17 protein-coding genes and 1 tRNA gene are annotated in these 20,869 nt (G+C 60.5%); 9 read left to right on the forward strand and 9 right to left on the reverse strand.

Annotated features, from left to right (window positions below; genetic code table 11):
• Positions 1 to 10: 10 nt before the first annotated feature.
• Positions 11 to 1,477: an aminotransferase class I/II-fold pyridoxal phosphate-dependent enzyme gene (locus tag ACKXGA_RS13645; protein WP_005932972.1), complete on the reverse strand. Its 1,467-nt coding sequence runs from the start codon at positions 1,475 to 1,477 to the stop codon at positions 11 to 13.
• Positions 1,478 to 2,075: 598 nt separating this feature from the next.
• On the opposite strand from ACKXGA_RS13645, the gene ACKXGA_RS13650 reads away from it, so the two are divergent.
• Both ACKXGA_RS13650 and ACKXGA_RS13655 read left to right on the forward strand, forming a co-directional pair.
• Positions 2,076 to 2,146, forward strand: a tRNA-Gln gene (locus tag ACKXGA_RS13650).
• 76 nt (positions 2,147 to 2,222) lie between these two features.
• The gene (locus ACKXGA_RS13655) at positions 2,223 to 3,542 is read left to right on the forward strand and encodes an MATE family efflux transporter (protein ID WP_423729707.1); all 1,320 of its coding nucleotides are present in this window, start codon (positions 2,223 to 2,225) and stop codon (positions 3,540 to 3,542) included.
• A 37-nt stretch (positions 3,543 to 3,579) separates the two neighbouring features.
• Here the strand turns inward: ACKXGA_RS13655 and ACKXGA_RS13660 are convergent, their stop codons facing one another.
• From ACKXGA_RS13660 to dusB, 3 genes are all read right to left on the reverse strand, one after another.
• On the reverse strand, positions 3,580 to 3,753 hold the full coding sequence (locus tag ACKXGA_RS13660) for a chorismate--pyruvate lyase (protein WP_097770869.1): 174 nt from the start codon (positions 3,751 to 3,753) through the stop codon (positions 3,580 to 3,582).
• 61 nt (positions 3,754 to 3,814) lie between these two features.
• Entirely contained in the window at positions 3,815 to 6,193 is a 2,379-nt protein-coding gene (locus ACKXGA_RS13665) for a YfhO family protein (protein WP_423729708.1), read from the reverse strand.
• A gap of 36 nt (positions 6,194 to 6,229) precedes the next feature.
• Positions 6,230 to 7,261: a tRNA dihydrouridine synthase DusB gene (gene dusB, locus ACKXGA_RS13670; protein WP_423729709.1), complete on the reverse strand. Its 1,032-nt coding sequence runs from the start codon at positions 7,259 to 7,261 to the stop codon at positions 6,230 to 6,232.
• A 181-nt stretch (positions 7,262 to 7,442) separates the two neighbouring features.
• On the opposite strand from dusB, the gene ACKXGA_RS13675 reads away from it, so the two are divergent.
• On the forward strand, positions 7,443 to 8,594 hold the full coding sequence (locus tag ACKXGA_RS13675; protein WP_423729710.1) for an aldo/keto reductase: 1,152 nt from the start codon (positions 7,443 to 7,445) through the stop codon (positions 8,592 to 8,594).
• A 45-nt stretch (positions 8,595 to 8,639) separates the two neighbouring features.
• On the opposite strand, the gene ACKXGA_RS13680 is transcribed toward ACKXGA_RS13675, so the two are convergent.
• On the reverse strand, positions 8,640 to 11,411 hold the full coding sequence (locus ACKXGA_RS13680; RefSeq protein ID WP_423729711.1) for a Helicase associated domain protein: 2,772 nt from the start codon (positions 11,409 to 11,411) through the stop codon (positions 8,640 to 8,642).
• Positions 11,412 to 12,163: 752 nt separating this feature from the next.
• On the opposite strand from ACKXGA_RS13680, the gene ACKXGA_RS13685 reads away from it, so the two are divergent.
• The 6 genes from ACKXGA_RS13685 to ACKXGA_RS13710 all read left to right on the forward strand — a co-directional run bounded on the left by ACKXGA_RS13685 (position 12,164) and on the right by ACKXGA_RS13710 (position 16,205).
• Positions 12,164 to 13,261 (forward strand): ABC transporter substrate-binding protein, encoded by a 1,098-nt coding sequence (locus tag ACKXGA_RS13685; RefSeq protein WP_423729712.1) that lies wholly within the window; start codon positions 12,164 to 12,166, stop codon positions 13,259 to 13,261.
• Between the two features lie 17 nt (positions 13,262 to 13,278).
• Positions 13,279 to 14,202, forward strand: a complete 924-nt coding sequence (locus tag ACKXGA_RS13690; RefSeq protein ID WP_156061928.1) for an ABC transporter permease — start codon at positions 13,279 to 13,281, stop codon at positions 14,200 to 14,202.
• Positions 14,203 to 14,209: 7 nt separating this feature from the next.
• The gene (locus ACKXGA_RS13695) at positions 14,210 to 15,028 is read left to right on the forward strand and encodes an ABC transporter ATP-binding protein (protein WP_304999669.1); all 819 of its coding nucleotides are present in this window, start codon (positions 14,210 to 14,212) and stop codon (positions 15,026 to 15,028) included.
• Between the two features lie 78 nt (positions 15,029 to 15,106).
• Entirely contained in the window at positions 15,107 to 15,568 is a 462-nt protein-coding gene (locus ACKXGA_RS13700; RefSeq protein ID WP_373099008.1) for a GNAT family N-acetyltransferase, read from the forward strand.
• Between the two features lie 69 nt (positions 15,569 to 15,637).
• Positions 15,638 to 15,919: a type II toxin-antitoxin system prevent-host-death family antitoxin gene (locus ACKXGA_RS13705; protein ID WP_097770882.1), complete on the forward strand. Its 282-nt coding sequence runs from the start codon at positions 15,638 to 15,640 to the stop codon at positions 15,917 to 15,919.
• Positions 15,909 to 16,205, forward strand: coding sequence for a type II toxin-antitoxin system RelE/ParE family toxin (locus tag ACKXGA_RS13710; RefSeq protein WP_156059672.1), 297 nt, complete (start codon positions 15,909 to 15,911; stop codon positions 16,203 to 16,205). Before ACKXGA_RS13705 ends, ACKXGA_RS13710 begins: the two co-directional genes overlap by 11 nt.
• A gap of 77 nt (positions 16,206 to 16,282) precedes the next feature.
• Here ACKXGA_RS13710 and ACKXGA_RS13715 read toward each other — a convergent pair whose 3' ends face one another.
• The 4 genes from ACKXGA_RS13715 to metG form a co-directional block, all read right to left on the reverse strand.
• A complete protein-coding gene (locus ACKXGA_RS13715; RefSeq protein WP_005933001.1) occupies positions 16,283 to 16,516 on the reverse strand; it encodes a hypothetical protein in 234 nt (77 codons plus the stop codon).
• A gap of 114 nt (positions 16,517 to 16,630) precedes the next feature.
• Complete coding sequence (locus tag ACKXGA_RS13720) at positions 16,631 to 17,452, reverse strand: TatD family hydrolase (protein ID WP_423729713.1); 822 nt, start codon at positions 17,450 to 17,452, stop codon at positions 16,631 to 16,633.
• 1 nt (position 17,453) lies between these two features.
• Complete coding sequence (locus ACKXGA_RS13725) at positions 17,454 to 18,413, reverse strand: DMT family transporter (protein ID WP_423729714.1); 960 nt, start codon at positions 18,411 to 18,413, stop codon at positions 17,454 to 17,456.
• Positions 18,414 to 18,416: 3 nt separating this feature from the next.
• On the reverse strand, positions 18,417 to 20,417 hold the full coding sequence (gene metG / locus ACKXGA_RS13730; protein ID WP_423729715.1) for a methionine--tRNA ligase: 2,001 nt from the start codon (positions 20,415 to 20,417) through the stop codon (positions 18,417 to 18,419).
• Positions 20,418 to 20,869 lie beyond the last annotated feature (452 nt).

Consider the following 20,869-nt stretch of genomic DNA (forward strand, 5'->3'; position numbering starts at 1 on the left):
TTTTCCCTCCTTATGCCAGAACGTTCAGGTGCAAAATATCAGGGTCCTCGGGGCCGGTCATGCTGCAGCCCTTGGCCTTGGCGTACTCGATATAGTTCAGGATCTCTTTGGTGATGCGCTCGCCGGGGGCCAGAATGGGGATGCCCGGCGGGTAGCACATGACGAACTCGCTGCAGACCATGCCCTCGGTCTCCCGCAGGGGCAGGCTCTTTTTGGGGGCATAGAAGGCCTCCTGCGGGCTGGCAGCCACCACGGGGTCGATGTATTCCTGGCTCAGCAGGCCGGTGCCGTCGGTGTGGTAGCGGCGCTTGATCTCGGCCAAAGCGCTGACCAGCCGCTCGATCTCCTGGGGGCGGTCGCCGATGGAGAGGTAGGCCAGGATGTTGCCGATATCGCCGAACTCGATCTGGATGTCGTACTCATCCCGCAGGATGTCGTAGACCTCGATGCCGGCAAGGCCGATGTCCAGCGTGTGGACGCTGAGCTTGGTGGTGTCAAAGTCAAAGACAGAGTTGCCGTTGCACAGTTCCTTGCCAAAGGCATAGTAGCCGCCCACGGCGTTGATCTCCTCCCGGGCGTACTCGGCCATATCCGCCACCTGATGGAACACCTGCCGCCCCCGCAGGGCAAGGTTGCGGCGGGAGATGTCCAGACTGGACATGAGCAGATAGCTGCCGGAGGTGGTCTGGGTCAGGTTGATGATCTGCCGCACATAGCCCTGATGCACATTGGGCCCGATGAGCAGCAGACTGCTCTGGGTCAGGCTGCCGCCGCTCTTGTGCATGGAGACCGAGGCCATATCGGCCCCCGCAGCCATGGCGGAAACGGGCAGGCCGTTGCCAAAGTAGAAGTGGGTGCCGTGGGCCTCGTCGGCCAGGCAGAGCATCCCGGCCTCGTGGGCCATCTTCACGATGGCGCGCAGGTCGGAACAGATGCCGTAGTAGGTGGGGTTGTTCACCAGAACGGCCACGGCGTTGGGGTGCTCCTTGATGGCCTTGGCCACCTGCTCCCGCTTCATGCCCAGCGAGATGCCCAGCCGCTTGTCCACCTCGGGATTCACATAGACCGGGACCGCGCCGCAGAGCACCAGCGCGTTCAGCACACTGCGGTGCACATTGCGGGGCAGGATGATCTCATCGCCCCGCTTGCAGGCCGTCAGCACCATGCTCTGCACAGAGCTGGTGGTGCCGCCCACCATTAAAAAGGCATGGGCTGCGCCAAAGGCATCGGCGGCCAGCTCCTCGGCCTCCCGGATGACCGATACCGGGTGGCAGAGATTATCCAGCGGCTTCATGCTGTTCACGTCCACACCCACGCACTGCTGGCCCAGAAAGGCCGTCAGCTCCGGGTTGCCGCGGCCCCGCTTGTGGCCGGGCACATCAAAAGGTACCACACGCATCTGCCGGAACTGCTCCAGCGCCTCATAAATGGGCGCGCGGCGCTGATCCAGCCGGAACCGTGTACGGTTCTCACTCATCTTTTCTCCTCCGTCCCTGGTTCCGGCGCAGCAAAAAAGCGCAGGCCCACCACACTGGTGCAGACCTGCGCTTGAAAAAGCATTCTGAACATGCAGACAAAGCCCCCGGTGACACTGGGGAAAACTTCCGCATGGTTCAAAAAGACGGGATGACGAGAGTCTATATAGCAATTACACTTTTACTACTCTTATTGACCGTTTCACAAGTCTGCGCACGTTCTGCGCAATTTCATGGCTGTAAAGGAACCAACTTATAAAATTTGAGCTTTCAACTCAATCAATAATGGCAGCTTGCGCCGCCGGTCGGCAGTGGACCCGGCTGTCCGTATGGCCTTAGCCCCGATGGGCGGTCCCAGGTAATTTGCTTTGAAAAGACTCTGACACGCTTTGTCTCTCAAAATCGATGATATCTTATCATGCTATGAGGGTGGTGTCAATACTTTTTGGGAAAATAAAGCGAAAAATGGGCAAGCGGTTCGCATGATGACAAGGACACTGTAAAGACATGGTAAAAGTGTGGCAAAACACTTTGCACAGACACGGCAAAACGCTTTTGCTTGACAAATGAAAGAAATTCTACTATACTGGTTCTTACCGGTGCGCCATCGCCAAGCGGTAAGGCAGGGGACTTTGACTCCCCCATCGTAGGTTCGACTCCTGCTGGCGCAACTGAAAAAGAACCCGCAGGGGGCCTGAGCGACAGGTTCCATGCGGGTTTTCTTTTTGTGAAAAGGAGGTTGTTTGTGTGAACGAAGAAAATTCTCTGCTGACCGGGGCGGTGCGGCCCGCGCTGCTGCGGTACGCGCTGCCCATTATCCTGAGCATGGTGGCAACACAGTTTTACGCCGTGGCCGATACCATGATCATCGGCCTGCGGCTGGATGCCGATGCGCTGGCGGCAGTGTCCAACGCTTCCACGGTGCTGATGATCTTCCTGTTCATCTCCGGCGGCATGGAGCTGGGCGGCGGTCTGCTGGTGGCGGCGGGCAAGCCCACTGCCACAAAGCATGAGATGACAGAGCTGCTGTATAACCTGCTGTTCGTGGATGAGGTCATCGCCCTGTTGACCACGGCAGTGGGCTTTGTGACCCTGCCGGCCCTGCTGCGGCTGATCAACACGCCTGCGGAGATCCTGGATACCGCTGTGCTCTATGGGCGCATCTATCTGCTGGGGCTGCCATTTCTGATGCCCTACGATCTGAGCAAGGAGTGTGTCATGGGCTGCGGCGATTCCAAAACGCCGCTCAAGGTCATTGTGGCGACCAGTGTGATGAACATTGTGCTTGACCTTGTTCTGGTGGGGCCCTTCGGGGTAGCCGGTGCAGCGGCTGCCACAGCGGCGGCGCAAGTGGCGGGCGCGGTCTACATGGTGGCATTTCTGCGCCGCACCCAGATGGATGCGGCCTTCTCGCTCCGGATGCTCAAGGGGCGCTATGCCAGGGATATTTTCCGGCTGTCAGCCCCCAACAGCATTCAGCAGGCCAGCGGCACCATCATCACCACGGTCAAACAGGGGCTGCTGGGCGGTCTGGGTGTGGAAGCCATTGCGGGTTTCTCCTGCGCAGGCAAGCTGTCCAGCCTGTTGATGATGCCGGTGTTCGGCTTTGTGCAGTCCACAGTGTTCTTTATTGCGCAAAACACAGCCGCCCTCCAGCCGGGCCGTGTAAAAGAGGGCCTGCGGGAAGGGCGGCGGATCTTGTTGGTGTATTCGTTTGGGGTGATGGCGGTCTGCATCGGTCTGCGGGGGCCGCTGCTCCGGTTCTTTACCACCGACCCGGCAGCGGCCAGCTACGGCTGCACCATGCTGGCCTTTGAGTCGGTGACCTACCTGTTTGTGGCACAGAAGCATCTGTTCGAGGCCCGCCTGCGCGGTGCCCAGAAGATGGGGCTGTATCTGGCCTCCAACCTGGGGCAGATCGCCCTGAACCTGCTGGCCTGTGTGATCCTGGTGCCCCGCATCGGTTTTGCGGGCTTCTGGATGTCCAGCTGGATCAGCGCGCCCATCGGAATGCTGCTGGCAGCGGTGCTGGCGAACCTCTCAGGTGCTTCGCACCAGCTCCCCTAATAGAAGAGGTGGCATCCCGCAGGGATGACGGAGAGGCTCAGCCGATCACCTCATACTGAAAATACTCGCACTTGACCTTGCTGCCTACTTCGATCTCGGGCGGCAGCAGGGCCAGCGCAACGGGATTCAGCTCGTCGCTCTCAATGTCGGTGCGGCGCAGGTTGACATAATCGCCGTCAAAGCTGACGACCTCGTAATACCAGGGGCCCATAGGATACCTTCTTTCAGTTGAGCTTTTCTTTGAGCTGTCGCTTTTTGGAGCGACGGCTTTTTTAATGCTTCCGTCTTTTCTTTTCGTCCCAGGCAAAGTGCCCGGCGTAGAGCAGGAACACGGGCAGGGCGGCAAGGGTGACGGTTCGGCTCAGGCGGATGCCGTCCGGCTGATAGACAAAGTCGATGGTGACCGTTCCGGCGGGGCAGAGGACGGCCATCAGGCCCTCGTCCACCCGCAGGATCTCGGTCTCCTGCCCGTCCACATAGGCCGTAAAGCCGTCATCGTAGGGCACGGAGAAGAACATCAGATTGGCCCTGTCCAGCGTGGCTTCAGCGTGGAAGCCTGCGCTGGTCATCTCAAAGGCGGTGCAGGCAGAGGCCCGGCGGTCGGCGCAGTCCTGAGTGTAGCGGGTGTAGGTCAGGTCGTTGAGCTCTGCCGTGGGCAGGGGCGTGAGGTACTGCCCGTAGGCCAAGGCATCCTCCTCGGTGAGAACCAGTGCCCGCATGAGCAGGTTGGAGCGGGTGGGAGTTACGGTATCCTCATACTGGGTCTCGGTGAGATAGTAATCGTAGGTGAAGCCCATGGGAACATAGTTCTGGTTCTCGTAGAGAACATAGCCGTCCAGGGTATCGTAATACGTCCAGCCCTCATCGGCCTCGGCGTGGAACTGCTCCTGATGCGCGAGCGTGGTCAGCAGGTATCTGACGCTGAGCAGGCCGCGCAGGGCGTAGTTGGAGAGCTCGGGCTGACTGCGCACATCCCGCTTGACCCCCAGTGCCGGATAGAAGCTGAGGATGCTGGGAGCGGCGGTGCTGCCGAAATACTGCAGGCAGCTCTTGTCCAGCCACAGGCCCAGATTGTCGTGGGTCTTGTAGGTGTCAATGCGCCAGTCACCCTCGGGCAGATCCTCCTTCAGGGCCAGCGCGTTGATATACTGCTCCACAAGGTCACTGTCGGTGTTCCACTGGCCGAACTTGCCAATGCCGATGTGGACGATGCCGAACAGGCAGCTGAACGCCAGCACACCGGCCAGCAGGCGGCGGGCAAAGACCCTGCGCTGCTGCCAGCGCCTGCAGATGCAATGGTAGACGGCCAGACCGCCCAGACCAAAGGCAAGCACTGCACAGTACTGGCCCGGATTCTGCAGCACGCCCAGGCTCCACTCCTTGGTGGTGGCATCCTGCACGGGCACCAGTGCAAAGGCCAGCGTGGCGATCATCACAAAGGCAATGCTCCGGGCGGGGCGGGCGAGGTCGAGGCTGGGGTCCTCCCATGCGCTCACCGTCATGGCCGCAAGGATGAGCACCGGCATATAGAACCACCGGGCATAGTAGCTGGAATTGAGGGCGTAGAACGCGCTGTTCAGGATGGGAACCAGCGCGAACACCATACAGACGGCAATGATCCGCTTTTTGCTGTCGCCCTGCCGGGAGCGCCAGTAGGCGACCACCCCGGCCAGACTGCACAGGGGCAGATAGGCTGTCATGCTGGTCCATTTGATGATGCCCTCAGACCAGATGGAGGTCATATAAGGGGAATCCGGGGGCAGCACCCAGCTCAGCAGGATGGCCAGATACTGCTGGGGCTTGGAATAGGTCAGAAAGCCCCAGCCGGAGGAAAGATCGATGGTGCGCGGGTTCTGCAGCACGCTGAGGACAGTGGGCCAGAGCACCACAAAGCCCAGTGCCACGCCCAGCAGGCTCTCAAAGGCCAGCTGACCGAAGAGGCGGCGCGTGAGCCGAAACTCCCCGGCGGAGAGCTTGCAGACGAAGTAGATGACAAGGAAGAGCACCTGCCCCACAAAGAAGAAGTAGTTGTTGAGCAGGTTCACCGCCACCCAGAAGGCGAACCATCCGTGGCGGTGCTCGTAAATGGTCTCATCCAGTGCCCAGAGCATCCAGGGGAAGAGGGCCAGCACATCAATGAAGTGGTTGAAGAAGATGTTGTACAGCCCCCAGCCCGAAAAGGCGTAGAGGGCCGCACCCAGCACCGCAAAGTTCGGGTCTTTGACGTAGCGGCGCAGGTACAGATACGCGCCGCCGCCCGCCACCGCGAACTTGAGCACCAGCAGCGGCACCATGAGGTAGGGGAGCCAGTTCTGCGGGAAGAGCAGGGAAAACCAGAAGAAGGGGGAGCCGTACAGGTAGAACGAATAGGCGTTCATGGTTCCGCTGCCCAGGTCAGTTGCCCAGGAAAAGGTATTCTTCACGCCTCCGTATCCGGCGGGGTAGCCTGCCCCCTTGAGAAAGCCGTTCATGTAGCGGTAAAAGCTGATCTGCTGGCTGTTGAAATCGCCTGCATAGTGGAAAAAGCCGCCGTCCAGCAGATAGAACGGCAGGAAGATGAGGGCGGCTGTCAGGGCGCAGAGCCCCACGGTGAGCCAGAACTTGTCCTGCTTCTGCCCCAGCATCCGGGGCGAAGAATGAAATGCAGTCATGCGTCAGTCCTCTTTTCAGTATCGGAAATTTCCCGCTTACGGGAACGGCACCTCGCGGGTGTCATCGGGGTCCTGCGCGGCCCTGCGCTGCTGCTCGAACACCGCGTCGATGAGGGTGTCGAGGTCAGAGAGGCGGCTCAGCTCACAGCAGTAGCGCCGCAGGCTGGCGGCCCCTTTCAGGCCCTTCATGTAGTGCATGGTCTGGGCCCGGGCCTGGGGCATGGCAACGAACTCGCCCTTCTGCTCCACCATCTCCTCCACCTGCCGGCGCAGGGCGTTCATCCGGGCCTGCAGGTTCGGCTCCTTGGGGGCGGGCAGGCCCTCCAGCGCGGCGTTCACCCGCTCAAAGAGCCAGGGGTCGCCCAGAGCAGCCCGGGCGATCATCACGCCGTCGCAGCCGGTCTCCTCCACCATCCGCACAGCATCCTCGGCGGTGCGGATATCGCCGTTGCCCAGCACGGGAACGTGGACGGCATCCTTCACCGCCGCAATGATGGACGGGTCGATGCCCGGGGTGTACATCTGCTCCCGGGTGCGGGCGTGGACGGCGATGAGCACCGCGCCCGCCTGCTCACAGGCTTGGGCGCATTCCACGGCCGTGACGTGCTCCGCGTCCCAGCCCTTGCGCATCTTCACGGTGACGGGGCGGGAGGTGTTTTTGACCACTTCCTCCACAATACGGCCGCAGCGGTCGGGGTCAAGCATCAGCTTGCTGCCTGCCCCGCCCGAGACGATCTTGGGGGCAGGACAGCCCATGTTGATGTCCAGAAAATCGAACGCGTACTGTTCCACGGCGGCAGCGGCCTGGCCCATGATCTCGGGCACTTCGCCAAAGATCTGCACGCCGTAGGGGGCACCGTTGGGCTCGGCCTTGAGCAGGCTGACGGTTTTGTGGTCGCCGTATACCAGCGCCCGGCTGGACACCATCTCACTGACGGTAAAACCGGCTCCGTGCTGGGCCATCAGCCGCCGGGCCGGGGCATCGGTAAAGCCCGCCATGGGGCCGAACACTGCCCGGTGGGGCAGGGAGATCTCCCTGATCTTCAAAGGGGTGTTGAAAGGTTCCATGATACTCCTTAGCGCTATCTGATTTAGTTGATAACATGATAAAATTTGGATTATAAGTATACCATATTTCCGGCGGCAGAACAAGAAGCGGGACATCTTTCTTGTCAGCGCGGGATTTTTCCGGTATACTGGGGACAAAAGGAGGAGCGGCTGGAACACGGCAGCCAGCTGCACAAAAGAGATGGAATACAGAGCATGGAAAAAGCAGAACGGCGCAGGGGAGAGCATCCGCACCTCCCTGCTGGGCTACGGCTGTATGCGGTTTCCCACCACACCGGAGGGAGCCATTGACGAGCCCCGGGCCGAAGCGCTGCTGAACGCTGCGCGGGATGCAGGCGTGAACTATTTTGACACCGCTTACCCCTACCACGGCGGCCAGAGCGAGCCCTTTGTGGGCAGGGTCATTGCAAAGTGGCCCCGGGAGAGCTTTTATCTGGCCACCAAGATGCCGCTGTGGCAGTGCGGGAGCCTGGAGGAGGCCCAGCATATCTTTGAAGAGCAGCTCCGGCGGCTGGGCGTGGAATACATCGACTTCTACCTGCTGCACTCCCTGCACGCCGCCCGGTACGACCGGGCCAAGGAAATGGGCATCGTGGACTGGCTGTGGGAGCAGAAAAAGCTGGGCCGCATCCGCAGCTTCGGCTTCTCCTGCCACGACAACGCGGTGGGCCTTGAGCACATCCTGCGGGATCAGCCCTGGGATTTCTGCCAGCTGCAGTATAATTATCTGGACACCGATGACCGTGCCGAGGAGATCTCGGGTGACCGCGGCTATCAGTTGACCGAGGAGCTGAACATCCCCCTCATCATCATGGAGCCCATCAAGGGCGGCACACTGGCCAACCTGCCCCCGGAGGCCGAAGCACCCCTCAAGGCCCTGCGGCCCGAGGCCTCGGATGCCTCCTGGGCTCTGCGCTGGGTGGGCAGCCATCGGAACGTCCATGTCATCCTCTCGGGCATGAGTGCCGAGGATCAGCTCACGGATAACCTGGCCACCTTTGCCCGCTTTGAGCCGCTGACCGCAGCCGAGACCGCCGCGGTGGAGCAGACCGCCGCCTTCCTGCACAGCCGCATCAAGATCGGCTGCACCGGCTGCCGGTACTGTATGCCCTGCCCCATGGGGGTGGACATCCCGGACAACTTCAGCATCTGGAACAAGCTGGGGATGTTCGGCCAGCCCGAGGCCATCAAGCACCAGTGGGAAGCCCGCTTCCCCGATGCCGAAAAGGCCAGCCACTGCGTCCGCTGCGGCAAGTGCGAGGCGGCCTGCCCCCAGCATCTGCCCATCCGCAATGCGCTGGCCCAGCTGCAGCAGGAGCTGGATCAGCTGTAATCTGTATCAGAAAAGCCACCGGCAAAAACCGGTGGCTTTTTTCTCTTATTCGCTCCACTCCATCCCGATCTTATCCAGCATTGCGCGGCGCTCAGGGGTGAGCTTGGGGTCGTGGATGGTATCCCACTCCCGCATCCGGCGGAGCCAGTCGCCCAGGCAGAAGCCGGTTTCGTCGGATTTGTAGTTGGCGGCGGCGTGGAGGTTGCCGTGGGCCTTGTAGTAGGCCTTTGCCTGCTGATAGGCAGTTCCCCACTTGGCATCCCGGGCATCCCACACCATGCCGATGCTGTTCAGCTTTTTGATGTGGGCGGGCGTGACCTGATAGGAATCAGGGCGGTTCTTGCGGGCTGCACGCAGGTTGGAGATCCACACGCCCAGCCGGACACCATCGCTGTCCACATAGCTGGCGGGGACCAGCAGGTGTTTGTATTTGCGGGCATAACGGGCGGCACTGCGGAAGTTCCGCTCCCAGTTGGCCTCGCGCACGGTGCCGTGGTCAGCGGCGGGATCACTGGGGCGGCGCTCGCCCTTGAACAGGGTGCGCAGCAGCTTGCGGCGCTCACTGCTCAGGGCGCTGCTGCCGGAGTTCAGGGTCTGCCGCTGGCGGTTGACCCAGCTGCCCAGCCAAACGCCGTCGGCGGTCTTGTAGACAGAGGGAATCTCCAGATCACCGTGCTCTGTCTTGTAGGCCAGAGCCAGATCATAGCGCTCCTGCCAGGGGTCGTACTTTTCCCACACCATGCCCAGCTTGTCCAGCAGGGCCTTGCGTTCAGGGGTGACCCGGGCGCTGGAGCGGTCCGGGTTCAGGTAGGCATAGCGCTGGCGTGCCACCCACTTGCCCAGCAGCACTCCGTCCGGCGTGACATACTCCGAGGGGACGTTCAGGTTGCCGTGCTCATGGTAGTAGGCGGCGGCAACATCGTACAGGGACATCCACTTGCGGTCGTTGCGGTTGGTCCAGTCCATGCCCAGAGCGTCCAGCCGCTCCACCTGCTCCTGTGGCAGCTCGCCTGCCTTGTGAGCGGCGCGCTGGGCCCCCAGCCAGACCCCCAGACCGAAGCCGGAGGACGTTTCGTACTTGATGGGCACTTCCAGATCACCGTGCTCCAGATAATACTGGGTGGCGGCGGCATAGTTCTGCTCCCACAGGTCGTTGGAGGTGCTCCACACCATGCCGATGGCTTCCAGCCGCTCGATGCGGTTCTGGGTCAGGTTGCCGCCCAGATAGCGCTGGCGGTTGTAGACGATCCATTCGCCCAGTGCAAAATCATTTTTATCGCGGTAGCGCACCGGCACCAGCAGGTCGCCGTGCTCGGTGCGGTATTTCTGCGCGGAGGCAAAGCCTTTTTCCCAGGCGGCTTCCAGCCGGTGGTTCCAGCGGATGCCCAGCTTTTCCAGCTTGGCGGCCTGCTCAGCCGTCAGGCGGCCCGGGCGCTGCCCGGCCTGTACCTGCCGCTGGAGCTCGAGCCACTTGCCCACAGGCACGCCGCTGTGGATGGTATAGCTCCGGGGCAGCTCCAAGGTGCCCTCTTTGGCAGCGGCAGCGGCGGCGGCCTGGCACAGCACCTCCCAGCGGGCTTCCATCTCCCGGCGCAGCTTGCCGTACAGGCGGTAGGTCTGCTGCATGGGGCGCTCCTGCCGGAAGCCCGGCGTTTTGCTGCCGGCTCTGGTCATGGCCTCGGTGCAGTCACGCTGCAGGGTACGGCCGTTGCCCAGTCCCTCGAACTGCGCCACAAGGTCAAACACCGGCACGCTGCGGCTGCCTGCAGCCACCAGCGCGCGGCAGAGCATCTGCTTGAAGGTGGACATCAGGCTGGACTGGCGCACCAGAATGACCCCGGCCAGCCCCTCCAGCGGCTGCTGGACTCCCGGCGCGTTGACGCAGAGCAGGACCTTGGGGCCGGGGGCTGTATCGGAGAGGAAGGTCTCCACGGCGGCAGAATCCGCAAAGCAGGCGTGATCCGCGGCGTAAAAGCGGACAGCAGGGTCCACAGTGCGCAGCAGCTGTTCCAGCTCCGTGCCCAGCTTTTCCTGATAGGCGGCGGATTCAAACAGGACCAGATAATGGCCGCTGGTATCGCTGAGCAGGCGGGGCAGCAGAACGCTCAGGTTCTCCACCTGACGCAGAGACCAGCTCAGCTCTTCATATTGAACGCGCAGGGAGGTGTCGCCCTTGGGCATACACAGGTTTTTGATCCGGGCGCGCAGGGTGGCCAGCTCCTCCTCCTGCGGCCAGAGCAGGGCCGCATAGGCTGAGGGCACCGGCATGGTCCCGGCGGCCATGGCCTCGGCCACAGTCATGTGGGAGACGATGCAGTCGGCAAACAGCTCCTGCGCGGCGGCGCAGACGGGGGCACCGTTGGGCACACCCAGCCCCAGCACCTTTGCCTGGGGGCACATCCGCAGCAGCTTCTGCACCGACTGTGCCCAACACACGGCGCTCAGCTCATGGTAGCAGTCCAGCACGACGCAGCCGGGTTTCTGCTCCCCCAGCCGCACCCACTGCTCCGGGGTGGCGGCGGCCAGCTTTTCGCAATCACAGAAGCGGACATTGCCGGGCAGGGTGCCGCCGTTGTAGCGTGTCAGCTCTGCCTGCCGCAGGGCCAGACGCTGTGCACCGGCCACCAGCCAGAAAAAGGTGGTCTGGGGGTGAGCCTCCACCACCTTCCAGGCAATACAGCTTTTGCCGGTGCCGGTGGGATGGAACACGGCGGCCCGGTTCAGGGTCTCCAGAGACTGTACAGCTTTCTGAAAAGCGGCTTCGTTGACGGGATTCAGGGTCATCGACATGGTGGTAGTGTCCTCTCCGAGTTGCATGTTTGACATCGTTGGATACAACGAAAATATTTCATAGGATTAGTTTATCGCAAAAAACATTTTTCTGTCAAGCCCTTTGAAGAGAATTTAGGGCAAAACTTGGGAAAAGGATAAAAATAGTGTGGAATCCGTGGCAGAAACTGCGAACTTTGTGCGCAGCAACGGGGATACTGAAAGTGGAAATGCGTCCCGGAGCGGAGAGAAAGTATGACCTATGGCAGGAAGAAGGTTTCTTTTGCCCCGGCAGAGCTGCCCGGGCCGCACCGTGGAGATCCGGGCAGGAGGGCTGCTGCGGAACATCCAAGAAGCATTTCATCTTTGCGGCCGAAAAAATGAAAAATTCCCTCTTGACTTTATGAAAATAAAGCGTATAATGCAATCAACAAACCGATGAGGCGGAAGAGAACCTGCAAGCGTACTTACAGTGAGCCCGAATGGTGAAAACGGGCAGAGAGCGGGGCAGAGTTCGTGGGCCGCCGAGGGCCGGGCGAACAGGGCAGTGCCTTTAGTAGCTTGGGACGGAAGCCTCCGTTACAGGGCAGGGGAGTGTTGGCTCTCCGTTGAGGGGCTCCTGCAGTTTTCCATGGTGGGAAGACGAGCGGAGCAAGCAAGGTGGCACCGCAGATTCGAATTTCTCGACTCTGTCCTTGTGGATGAACACACAGGGACGGGGCCGTTTTTATTTTACCCGTTCCGCAGGTGGAGCGGGTTTTATTTTTTGGGCCGCCCGCTCCGGGAAAGGAGCAACCGCTATGAAAACCATGAACATGATCTCCCGCCGCAGCTTCCTGAAGGCTACCGCCGCAGCCGCTGTCGTATCCGCACTGGGCCTGACCGGCTGCGGCTCCTCCGGCTCTTCTGCCGCAGCATCCAGCACCGCTTCCAGCGCTGCCGGTTCCGCTGCCGCCGCTTCTGAAGCAGGCCAGACCTTTAAGGTGGGCATCGTCAACTATGTGGATCATGCTTCCCTGAACCAGATCGTGGCCTCTGTTGAGAGCCGCCTGGATAAGGTGGGCGCGGAGAAGGGCGTGACCTTCGACTATGCCGATTACTACGCCAACGCCCAGGCTGACCAGTCCAACCTGAACCAGATCGGTGCAGACCTGGTGGCCGACGGGGTGGATGTCATTGTGGCCGTGGCCACCCCCACTGCCGCCACCATGCTGGCCGCTGTGGAGGATACCGACATCCCTGTGGTCTACTCTGCCGTCACCGACCCTGTTTCCGCCGGGTTTGACGGGGAAGAGGGCATCACCGGCACCTCCGATGCCCTGAACACCGAGGCCATTATGAACCTCATCACTGCAATCAACCCCGACATCGACACCATCGGCCTGCTGTACGACCTGAGCGAGGATTCCTCCACCCAGGCCATCGCCGATGCCAAGGCGTTCTGCGACAGCAGGGGCATCAAGTACATTGAAAAGAACGGTACCACCACGGCTGAGGTGCAGATGGCTGCCGAGGCCCTTGTGGCCGCCGGTGTCAAGGCAGTGTTCACCCCCACCGACAACACCGTGATGACCGCCGAGCTGTCCATCTATGAGACCTTCCTGGAGGCAGGGATCCAGCACTTCACCGGTGCGGACAGCTTTGCTTTGAACGGTGCTTTTGTGGGCTACGGCGTGGATTACGTCCAGCTGGGCGAGGCCACCGCCGATATGGTGGTAGAGCTGCTCTGCGGCGGCAAGACCCCCGCAGACCTGCCCTACCAGAGCTTCGACAATGGCATCGTCACCATCAATACTGAGAGCTGTGAGGCACTGGGCCTTGACCTCGACACCGTCAAGGAAGCCTTCAAGCCCTATTGCACCGAAATTGTGGTAGTGACCACGCAGGAGAATTTCTAAAAAGGAGTACATCAACCATGCTGGCGAGTATCTTTTCGCTCAACGTGATCCAGACGGCGCTGGAGCTGGGCTGCATTTACGGTCTGGTGGCGCTGGCGCTGTTTCTGAGCTATTCGATCCTGAACATTGCCGATCTGTCTACCGATGGCTGCTTCACCCTTGGCTGTGCTGTGGCCTGCCAGGTGGCGCTGACAGGCCACCCCATCCTGGCCCTGTTCGCGGCCATGGCAGCGGGTGTGTGTTCGGGCTTTGTCACCGCCTTTTTGCAGACACGTCTGGGCGTTGAGAGCATCATGGCAGGCATCATCGTGAACACCGGCCTGTATACCATCAATCTGGCGGTCATGGGCTTTTCGTCCACGATGTCCCTGGTCAAGACCGATACGGTATTCTCGCTGGCAAAATCCGCACTGGCCTTTACGGGCGGCTGGTATAAGCTGGTCATCGCGGCGGCGGTCATTGTACTCGCCTGTGCCGCCATGGTGGGTTTCCTGGGCACCCGGCTGGGCCTTTCCATCCGCGCCACCGGCGACAACGCCGCCATGGTGCGGGCCTCCAGCATCAACCCGGCCTTCACCATCACAGTGGGCCTGTGCATCTCGGGCGCGCTGACCGCCCTTTCCGGCGGCCTGCTGGCCCAGTACCAGAAGAGCAGCGACATCAACGTGGGCACCGGCATGGTGACCATCGCGCTGGCTTCCCTTATCATCGGCGAAACGCTGGTGGGCAAGCGCACCATGGTGCGCCGGGTGCTGGGCGTGGTGTTTGGCAGCTGCCTGTATCGCTTTATCGTGGCCGTGGCCCTGCGCTTCAATGTGCCCGCCGCCGCCATGAAACTGGTGAGCGCCCTCATCGTGGCTGTGGCCATCTCGATGCCCGCCATCCGGGCAAAGTTTGCCTTTGAGCAGCGCAAGCACAATGCCCGGAAGGAGGTGCACTGAGATGGAAATGCTGGAGCTGAACAACCTGCACAAGACCTTTAACCCCGGCACCGTCAACGAAAAAGTGGCCCTGAACGGTGTGAGCCTGCACATGGAGGCAGGCGACTTTGCCACCATCGTGGGCTCCAACGGCGCGGGCAAATCCACCATGTTCAACGCCATCACCGGCGGTTTCATTGCCGACGAGGGCAGCATCGTGCTGGGCGGGCAGGACATTACTTTTGCGCCCGAGTACGAGCGCAGCAAGGTCATCGGCCACCTGTTCCAGGACCCCCTCAAGGGCACGGCCCCCAACATGACCATTGAGGAAAACCTTGCGCTGGCCTATCTCCGGGCAGGAACCGCCCCTCACGCCATCTTCTCCCGCATCTCCCGCAAGGATAAGGAGCTGTTCCGGGAAAAACTTGCCCTGCTGAACATGGGCCTTGAGGACCGGATGAAGCAGCCGGTGGGCCTGCTCTCGGGCGGCCAGCGGCAGGCGCTGACCCTGCTCATGGCCACCCTCGTTACCCCCAAGCTCCTGCTGCTGGACGAGCACACCGCAGCCCTGGACCCTGCCACGGCGGAGAAAGTGCTGGAACTGACCAAGAGCATCGTGGCCGAGAAAAAGATCACCTGCCTGATGGTCACCCACAACATGCATCAGGCCCTCGAACTGGGCAACCGCACCCTGATGATGGACGGCGGCCGCATCGTGTTCGATGTCAAGGGCGAGGAGCGCAGGAAGATGACCGTGGACGACCTGCTGGAAAAATTCCGCGAGAACGCCGGCAAGGCCCTGGACAATGACCGCATCCTGCTGAGCAAGGTGGAAGCGGGCAACTGAAAAGAAACTCAAAATGCCCTGTCTGGACCTGAAACCGTGTCAGACAGGGTATTTTTGATACAACAAGGAGAAAACGAGATGAAAATAACGATCCGTACCCCGCAAATGCAGGATTATGACCGCTTTTCTGCTATTATGGATCAGGTGCAGCAGATGCATGTCGAGTGGCGGCCGGATGTCTACAAACCGGCCAGCCCGTTGATCACAAAGGAACTGTTTGGCGAACTCCTGAAAGGGGACAGCTGGTATATTGCCGAGACGGACGGCATCGTTGTTGGTGTTCTGGAAGTGTTCAAGCGCCATGTGGAAGGCCCGGCGCAGGTAACAAAGGATGTTTTGTTCGTCAGTACCATGGCGGTGGATGAGGCGTATCGCGGGAAGGGCATCGGGCACCAGTTCTTTGATAAGGTGAAGCAGCTCAAAGCAGAAAAGGGATGCGACACCATTGAACTGCAGGTGAACGCCAGAAATAAAAAGGCGTATGAGATGTACCGGAACTATGGCTTTACGGAAAAGTCCATCAATATGGAGCTGAAATAAAACGATTGTAATGATCCTTGTATATGTAGTCATAATGTGATACAATGCTTTTGACAGGAGGTGTCACTTATGATGCAGACATTTGTTCGCCCATCCCGTGATCTGCGCAACCACTACGCTGAAATTTCAGAGATGTTGAAAGACCACAATCATGTTATTATCACAAATCATGGTCGTGGGGAATCCGTCCTCATCAACATTGAGGACTACGCCAAGTACGAGGAGTTCATGCACCAGCGGTATGTTGCCGAGGAGCTTGCCAAGGCAAAACAGCAGGCGGCAGACCCCAACACGCAGTGGACAGAGCATGAAAGCGTATGGGAGACGCTCCACGAACAGTATGACGTATAAGATCAAATACCTGCCCCTTGCTGTACAGGACTTGAATGACATTGCCCGGTATTTGTCCGGCTTCTACCCCCAAACGGCCCGCCGTGTGCTGAAAGAAATGCAGGAAAAGATCACAAAGCTGGGGGATACCCCACGGATGTGTGAAGTCTATGCCCTTGACCCGACCTACCGCAAGCTGGTGGCAGACCAGTATCTGGTGTTTTACCATGTCAATGAGAACGTCAAGGTGGTAGAGATCCACCGTGTACTGCGCGGCTCATGGAATTTGCCGCAGTACCTGGAATAAAACAAAGAGCAGAGCGCTCCAGCCAGCTGGCTGGAACGCTCTGCTCTTTTTAATGCAATATACTGAAAACTCAGAACTTACTTCACATACTCAACGGTGTACTCGAAACCATACTCTTCCTGCAGTTTCTTGACGGCAGGCTCGCAGTCCTCGATGAAGCTGGGTGCGTAGACGGAAGCACCGTTGTGGTCCTTCTTGTAGTCCTCCACGATCTGCTGCAGCTTTGCCCAGCCCTCGTTGGCCTTGGCATTGTCAACAGTGTCGGGGAAGTTGATGATGAATTCACGGTGCTGCGGAATACGAGCTTTCATAAGTGATATCTCCTTAATTGACAATTTGTAGTTTGTTACTTGATTTATACAGAAGCTTAATGCTTTTGTAGATAACGGATAGGCCCTGCTCTCTGTGCACGGCTGCTGACGGTTTCAGACGGAGAGGTTATATACCTGGCAGGCATTCTCCACCGTCTGCCGGAACACCTGCTCCGGTTCCTCACCCTTGACGCTGGCGATATACTCGCCTACATAGCGGATGAGGGAACTGTCGCAGCGGGTGCCGCGGACAGGTTCCGGGGCCATATAGGGGCAGTCGGTTTCCAGGACGATGCGTTCCAGCGGCAGGGCGGCAATGGCCTTGGCGGCCCGCTTGGCACCCTTGAAGGTGCAGGCCCCGCCAAAGCCAATGTAGAGCCCCTGCTCTGCCAGCCAGAGCGCGTCATCAGCGCTGCCGGAATAGCAGTGGACGATGCCCTTGGGCCGGTACTTTTTCAGCAGGGCGTAGACATCGGCGTGGGCGCTGCGGTCGTGCACGATGATGGGCTTGTCCAGTTCCAGTGCCAGCCGGATCTCGGCCTCAAACAGCGCCAGCTGGGCATCCTTGGGCACGGGCCAGTGGTAATCCAGGCCGCACTCCCCCACAGCCACCACCTTGGGGTCCTCGTAATAGGGGGCAAGGGCACGCATCTCTGCGGCCCAGTCGCCGCCGTATACCGAAACAGTAGGGGTGGGGCCTTCCTCACCGCAATCCTCCGGGGCCAGCAGGCTCTCCGGATGGATGCCGACAGCGGCGTACACCCAGGGATATTTGTGGGCCAGCTCCAGCACCTTGGGTGCATCGCCCGAATGGGTGGCCTGCTCGCACACGCCCACCACCCCTTTGCCGGGCAGGCTGTCCAGCAGGGCAAAGCGGTCCGCGTCAAAGGCGCGGGCGCTGTAATGGGCGTGGGTGTCAAAGATGGGGTATTCCATATTACCGGGCACGCTCCTTTTTGGCGGGGGCCTTGTTTACCAACCAGATGCCGATGCAGACCAGCACCAGCGCCCCCAGATACTGCCACCGGAACAGCGGCTCCCCATTGATGAGGGCACTGAGCAGGACGTTCACCACCGGGTTCACGAACCCGAAGATGGCGATCCGGCTGACGGGGTTGTTCTTCATCAGCAGGGCCCAGACGATGTAGCCCGCGCCGCAGATGAAGGCCAGCGCCAGCAGGTCCAGCACGCTGAGCACAGACCAGTGTTCCAGCCGTCCGCCCAGAACAGCGCCCAGCAGGAACAGGGCTGCACCGCCCACGAACAGGTTCACAAAGCAGACGGCAAAGCTGTCTGCCCGGCGGGTGACGGATTTGTTCCAGGGGCCTGCCAGCGTGAAGAGGACGGTGGCAATGAGCATATAGGCTACACCCCGGGCGCTGCCGCCGCCGTGGTTGCCCAACGTGGCGATGAGAACGCCCGCAAAGCCGATGCCGCAGCCCAGCGCCTTGGCCGGGGTCATGCGGTCAGCCCTGCCGTAAAGGAAATGGGCGAAGATGACCCCCAGAAAGCTCTGGGTGCTGTTCAGGATGCCCCCAAAGGCACCGGTGAGCAGGGCAACAGCGCTGTAGAAAAAGGCATACTGCGCTGTGGTCTGCCACAGGCCCAATGCACAGCATTCGGCCAGGATCTTCCCTTTGGGCATGGCGGGCAGCCTGCCCTCCAGCAGCAGGCTGCCGCCCAGTACCAGCACACTGCCCAGCATGAACCGCACCCCTGCAAAGCAGAGAATGGAGGCCGTGTCAGCGGTGTCGATGGCAAAAAGCCGGTAGCCCAGCTTGATGAAAGGGAAAGCCGAACCCCACATGGCGTTGCAGAAAATGGCAATGATAACGGCAAAGGCCGGTGTGCCGAAAAGCCGGTCCAGCTTTTCGGCGCGGCTCAGCTGTGTCTCCATGGCTCAGTGGATGCGGCTGCCAACGGGGGTGTTGTCGCCGTAGAAGGCGATGGAGCAGCCGCCGTCAGCGGTGTCGGCAGCAAAGATCATGCCCTCGCTGACATACTTGCCCTTCAGCATGGGGCGGGGGGCCAGATTGCAGACGATGCCGATCTTCTTGCCGATCAGATCCTCCGGCTTGAACCACTTGGCAATGCCGGACAGGATGCAGCGCTCACGCTCGCCATCAAACACGGTCAGGTGGAGCAGCTTCTTGCTCTCTTTCAGGTTCTCGCAGGCGCGCACCTCGGCCACGCGCAGCTCCACCTTGCAGAAGGTGTCAAAGTCGATCTCTTCCTCGTGGGTAAAATCAACGGTGCTCTCCTCAGCGGCGGGGGCGGCAGCAGCCTTTTCGGCTTCGGCCTTGGCCTTGTTGGCAGCTTCGGCAGCGGCCTTGCGCTTTTCGTCCTCTTCCTTCAGGTGGGCGATCTCCTTGGCCACGTCAATGCGGGGGAACAGGGCATCGCCCTTGTGGACGGTGTAGGTCTCCTGCACGCCGTAAGCAGCCTTGCTCAGGTCGATGTCGGCAGTGGACAGGCCCAGCTGATCCATCATCTTGGGAGCGGTGGAGGGCAGGTAAGCGTTCAGCAGGATGCCTGCCACACGCAGTGCCTCGCACAGGTGGTAGAGCACGCTCTCCAGACGGGCCTTGTTGGCCTCGTCCTTGGCCAGAGCCCAGGGAGCGGTCTCGTCGATATACTTGTTGGCGCGCTGGATCACGGCAAAGATCTCCATCAGGGCCTGGGGGATGGTCAGGTTGTCCATATCGGCAGTGACCTTGCCCAGCAGCTCATTGACCATGGTCTCCAGCTCCGTGTCGATGGCCTCGGTGCCAGCGGCCTTGTGGACCGTGCCGCCGAAGTACTTCTCGCACATGGCAACGGTGCGGCTGAGCAGGTTGCCCAGGTCGTTGGCCAGGTCGCTGTTGATGCGGTTGATCAGGGCCTCGTTGGTGAACATGCCGTCGTTGCCAAAGGGGATCTCACGCAGCAGGAAGTAGCGGATGGAGTCCACGCCGTAGCGGTCGCATAGGACCACGGGGTCCACAACGTTGCCCACGGACTTGGACATCTTGCCGCCGTTCATCAGCAGCCAGCCGTGGCCAAACACGCGCTTGGGCAGCGGCAGATCCAGAGCCATCAGCATGGCGGGCCACAGGATGGTGTGGAAGCGCAGGATCTCCTTGCCCACCATGTGCAGGTCAGCAGGCCAGAACTTGTTGTAATCGTGGTAGGACTCGTTGCCGTAGCCCAGCGCAGAGATATAGTTGCTCAGCGCATCGACCCAGACATACATGGTGTGCTTGGGGTCAAAGGGAACGGGGATGCCCCACTTGACAGAGGTGCGGGAAACACAGGTGTCCTGCAGGCCCTGCTTGATAAAGGCGATCATCTCGTTCTTCCGGCTCTCGGGCTGGATGAACTGGGGATTCTCCTCGTAATACTTCAGCAGGCGGTCGGCATACTTGCCGGTCTTGAAGAAGTAAGCCTCCTCGTGGGCATCATAGACCTCGCGGCCGCAGTCGGGGCATTTGCCGTCCACCAGCTGGCTGTCGGTCCAGAAGCTCTCGCAGGGCTTGCAGTAGTGGCCGATGTACTCGCCCTTGTAGATATCGCCCTGCTCATACAGCTGGGTGAAGATCTTCTGGCAGGTCTCCACATGGTAGTCATCGGTGGTGCGGATGAAGCGGTCGTAGCTGACATCCAGCAGCTTCCACAGATCCTTGACGGTAGCAACGATCCGGTCAACGTACTCCTTGGGGGTCACGCCTGCATCGGCGGCCTTGTCCTGGATCTTCTGGCCATGCTCATCGGTGCCGGTCAGGAACATGACTTCCTTGCCCTGCATCCGCTTGAAGCGGGCCAGCGCATCGCAGGCCACGGTGGTGTAGCTGTGGCCGATGTGCAGCTTGTCGCTGGGGTAGTAGATGGGGGTCGTGATGTAGAATGTGTTGTGTTCGCTCATGGGGGATGATTCTTCCTTTCTGTTGTGGCTGTGTCACAAAAAAGCTCCCGTCCTGCCGGAATGCACCGGACAAGGACGGGAGCTGAACTTCCGTGGTACCACCTTGCTTCGCCGCGCCCTTGCGGGCATGGCCTTGCGTGCCGGGATGGACCCGGCCTCTGCGCGGTAACGGGCGCACCCGGCGGGGGCTTGGCGGCGTGCCGCTTCACCCCCACAGCTCAGAGGCCATCTTCCACCCCGTGCTCACCTGCCCGGTTCCATCCTTCGGGCTTTCTGTCAGGCGCAGGCGGGGCGTACTCTCCTCGTCAAGGCTGTTCGCTTTTTGCCAAAGGGGCACACGACCCCCTTGTTCCTATTATAATACGCAAAAACGGCGGGTTTGTCAACTCTCCCGGTAAAGTGTTCTGCAAAACGGCTTTTGACTCGGTTTGTGTATATAAACGAAATAGTCA

Source organism: Faecalibacterium hominis (ex Afrizal et al. 2022) (genome assembly GCF_049545105.1).
GTDB classification, from domain to species: domain Bacteria; phylum Bacillota; class Clostridia; order Oscillospirales; family Ruminococcaceae; genus Faecalibacterium; species Faecalibacterium duncaniae.

Coding starts and splice junctions, on each gene's coding strand:
- ACKXGA_RS13725 (WP_423729714.1), bottom strand. CDS start 18,413: ATGGAGACACAGCTGAGCCGCGCCGAAAAGCTGGACCGGCTTTTCGGC.
- metG (WP_423729715.1), bottom strand. CDS start 20,417: ATGAGCGAACACAACACATTCTACATCACGACCCCCATCTACTACCCC.
- ACKXGA_RS13680 (WP_423729711.1), bottom strand. CDS start 11,411: ATGCAACTCGGAGAGGACACTACCACCATGTCGATGACCCTGAATCCC.
- ACKXGA_RS13645 (WP_005932972.1), bottom strand. CDS start 1,477: ATGAGTGAGAACCGTACACGGTTCCGGCTGGATCAGCGCCGCGCGCCC.
- ACKXGA_RS13685 (WP_423729712.1), top strand. CDS start 12,164: ATGAAAACCATGAACATGATCTCCCGCCGCAGCTTCCTGAAGGCTACC.
- ACKXGA_RS13695 (WP_304999669.1), top strand. CDS start 14,210: ATGCTGGAGCTGAACAACCTGCACAAGACCTTTAACCCCGGCACCGTC.
- ACKXGA_RS13665 (WP_423729708.1), bottom strand. CDS start 6,193: ATGACTGCATTTCATTCTTCGCCCCGGATGCTGGGGCAGAAGCAGGAC.
- ACKXGA_RS13700 (WP_373099008.1), top strand. CDS start 15,107: ATGAAAATAACGATCCGTACCCCGCAAATGCAGGATTATGACCGCTTT.
- ACKXGA_RS13715 (WP_005933001.1), bottom strand. CDS start 16,516: ATGAAAGCTCGTATTCCGCAGCACCGTGAATTCATCATCAACTTCCCC.
- ACKXGA_RS13675 (WP_423729710.1), top strand. CDS start 7,443: ATGGAATACAGAGCATGGAAAAAGCAGAACGGCGCAGGGGAGAGCATC.
- dusB (WP_423729709.1), bottom strand. CDS start 7,261: ATGGAACCTTTCAACACCCCTTTGAAGATCAGGGAGATCTCCCTGCCC.
- ACKXGA_RS13705 (WP_097770882.1), top strand. CDS start 15,638: ATGATGCAGACATTTGTTCGCCCATCCCGTGATCTGCGCAACCACTAC.
- ACKXGA_RS13720 (WP_423729713.1), bottom strand. CDS start 17,452: ATGGAATACCCCATCTTTGACACCCACGCCCATTACAGCGCCCGCGCC.
- ACKXGA_RS13690 (WP_156061928.1), top strand. CDS start 13,279: ATGCTGGCGAGTATCTTTTCGCTCAACGTGATCCAGACGGCGCTGGAG.
- ACKXGA_RS13660 (WP_097770869.1), bottom strand. CDS start 3,753: ATGGGCCCCTGGTATTACGAGGTCGTCAGCTTTGACGGCGATTATGTC.
- ACKXGA_RS13710 (WP_156059672.1), top strand. CDS start 15,909: ATGACGTATAAGATCAAATACCTGCCCCTTGCTGTACAGGACTTGAAT.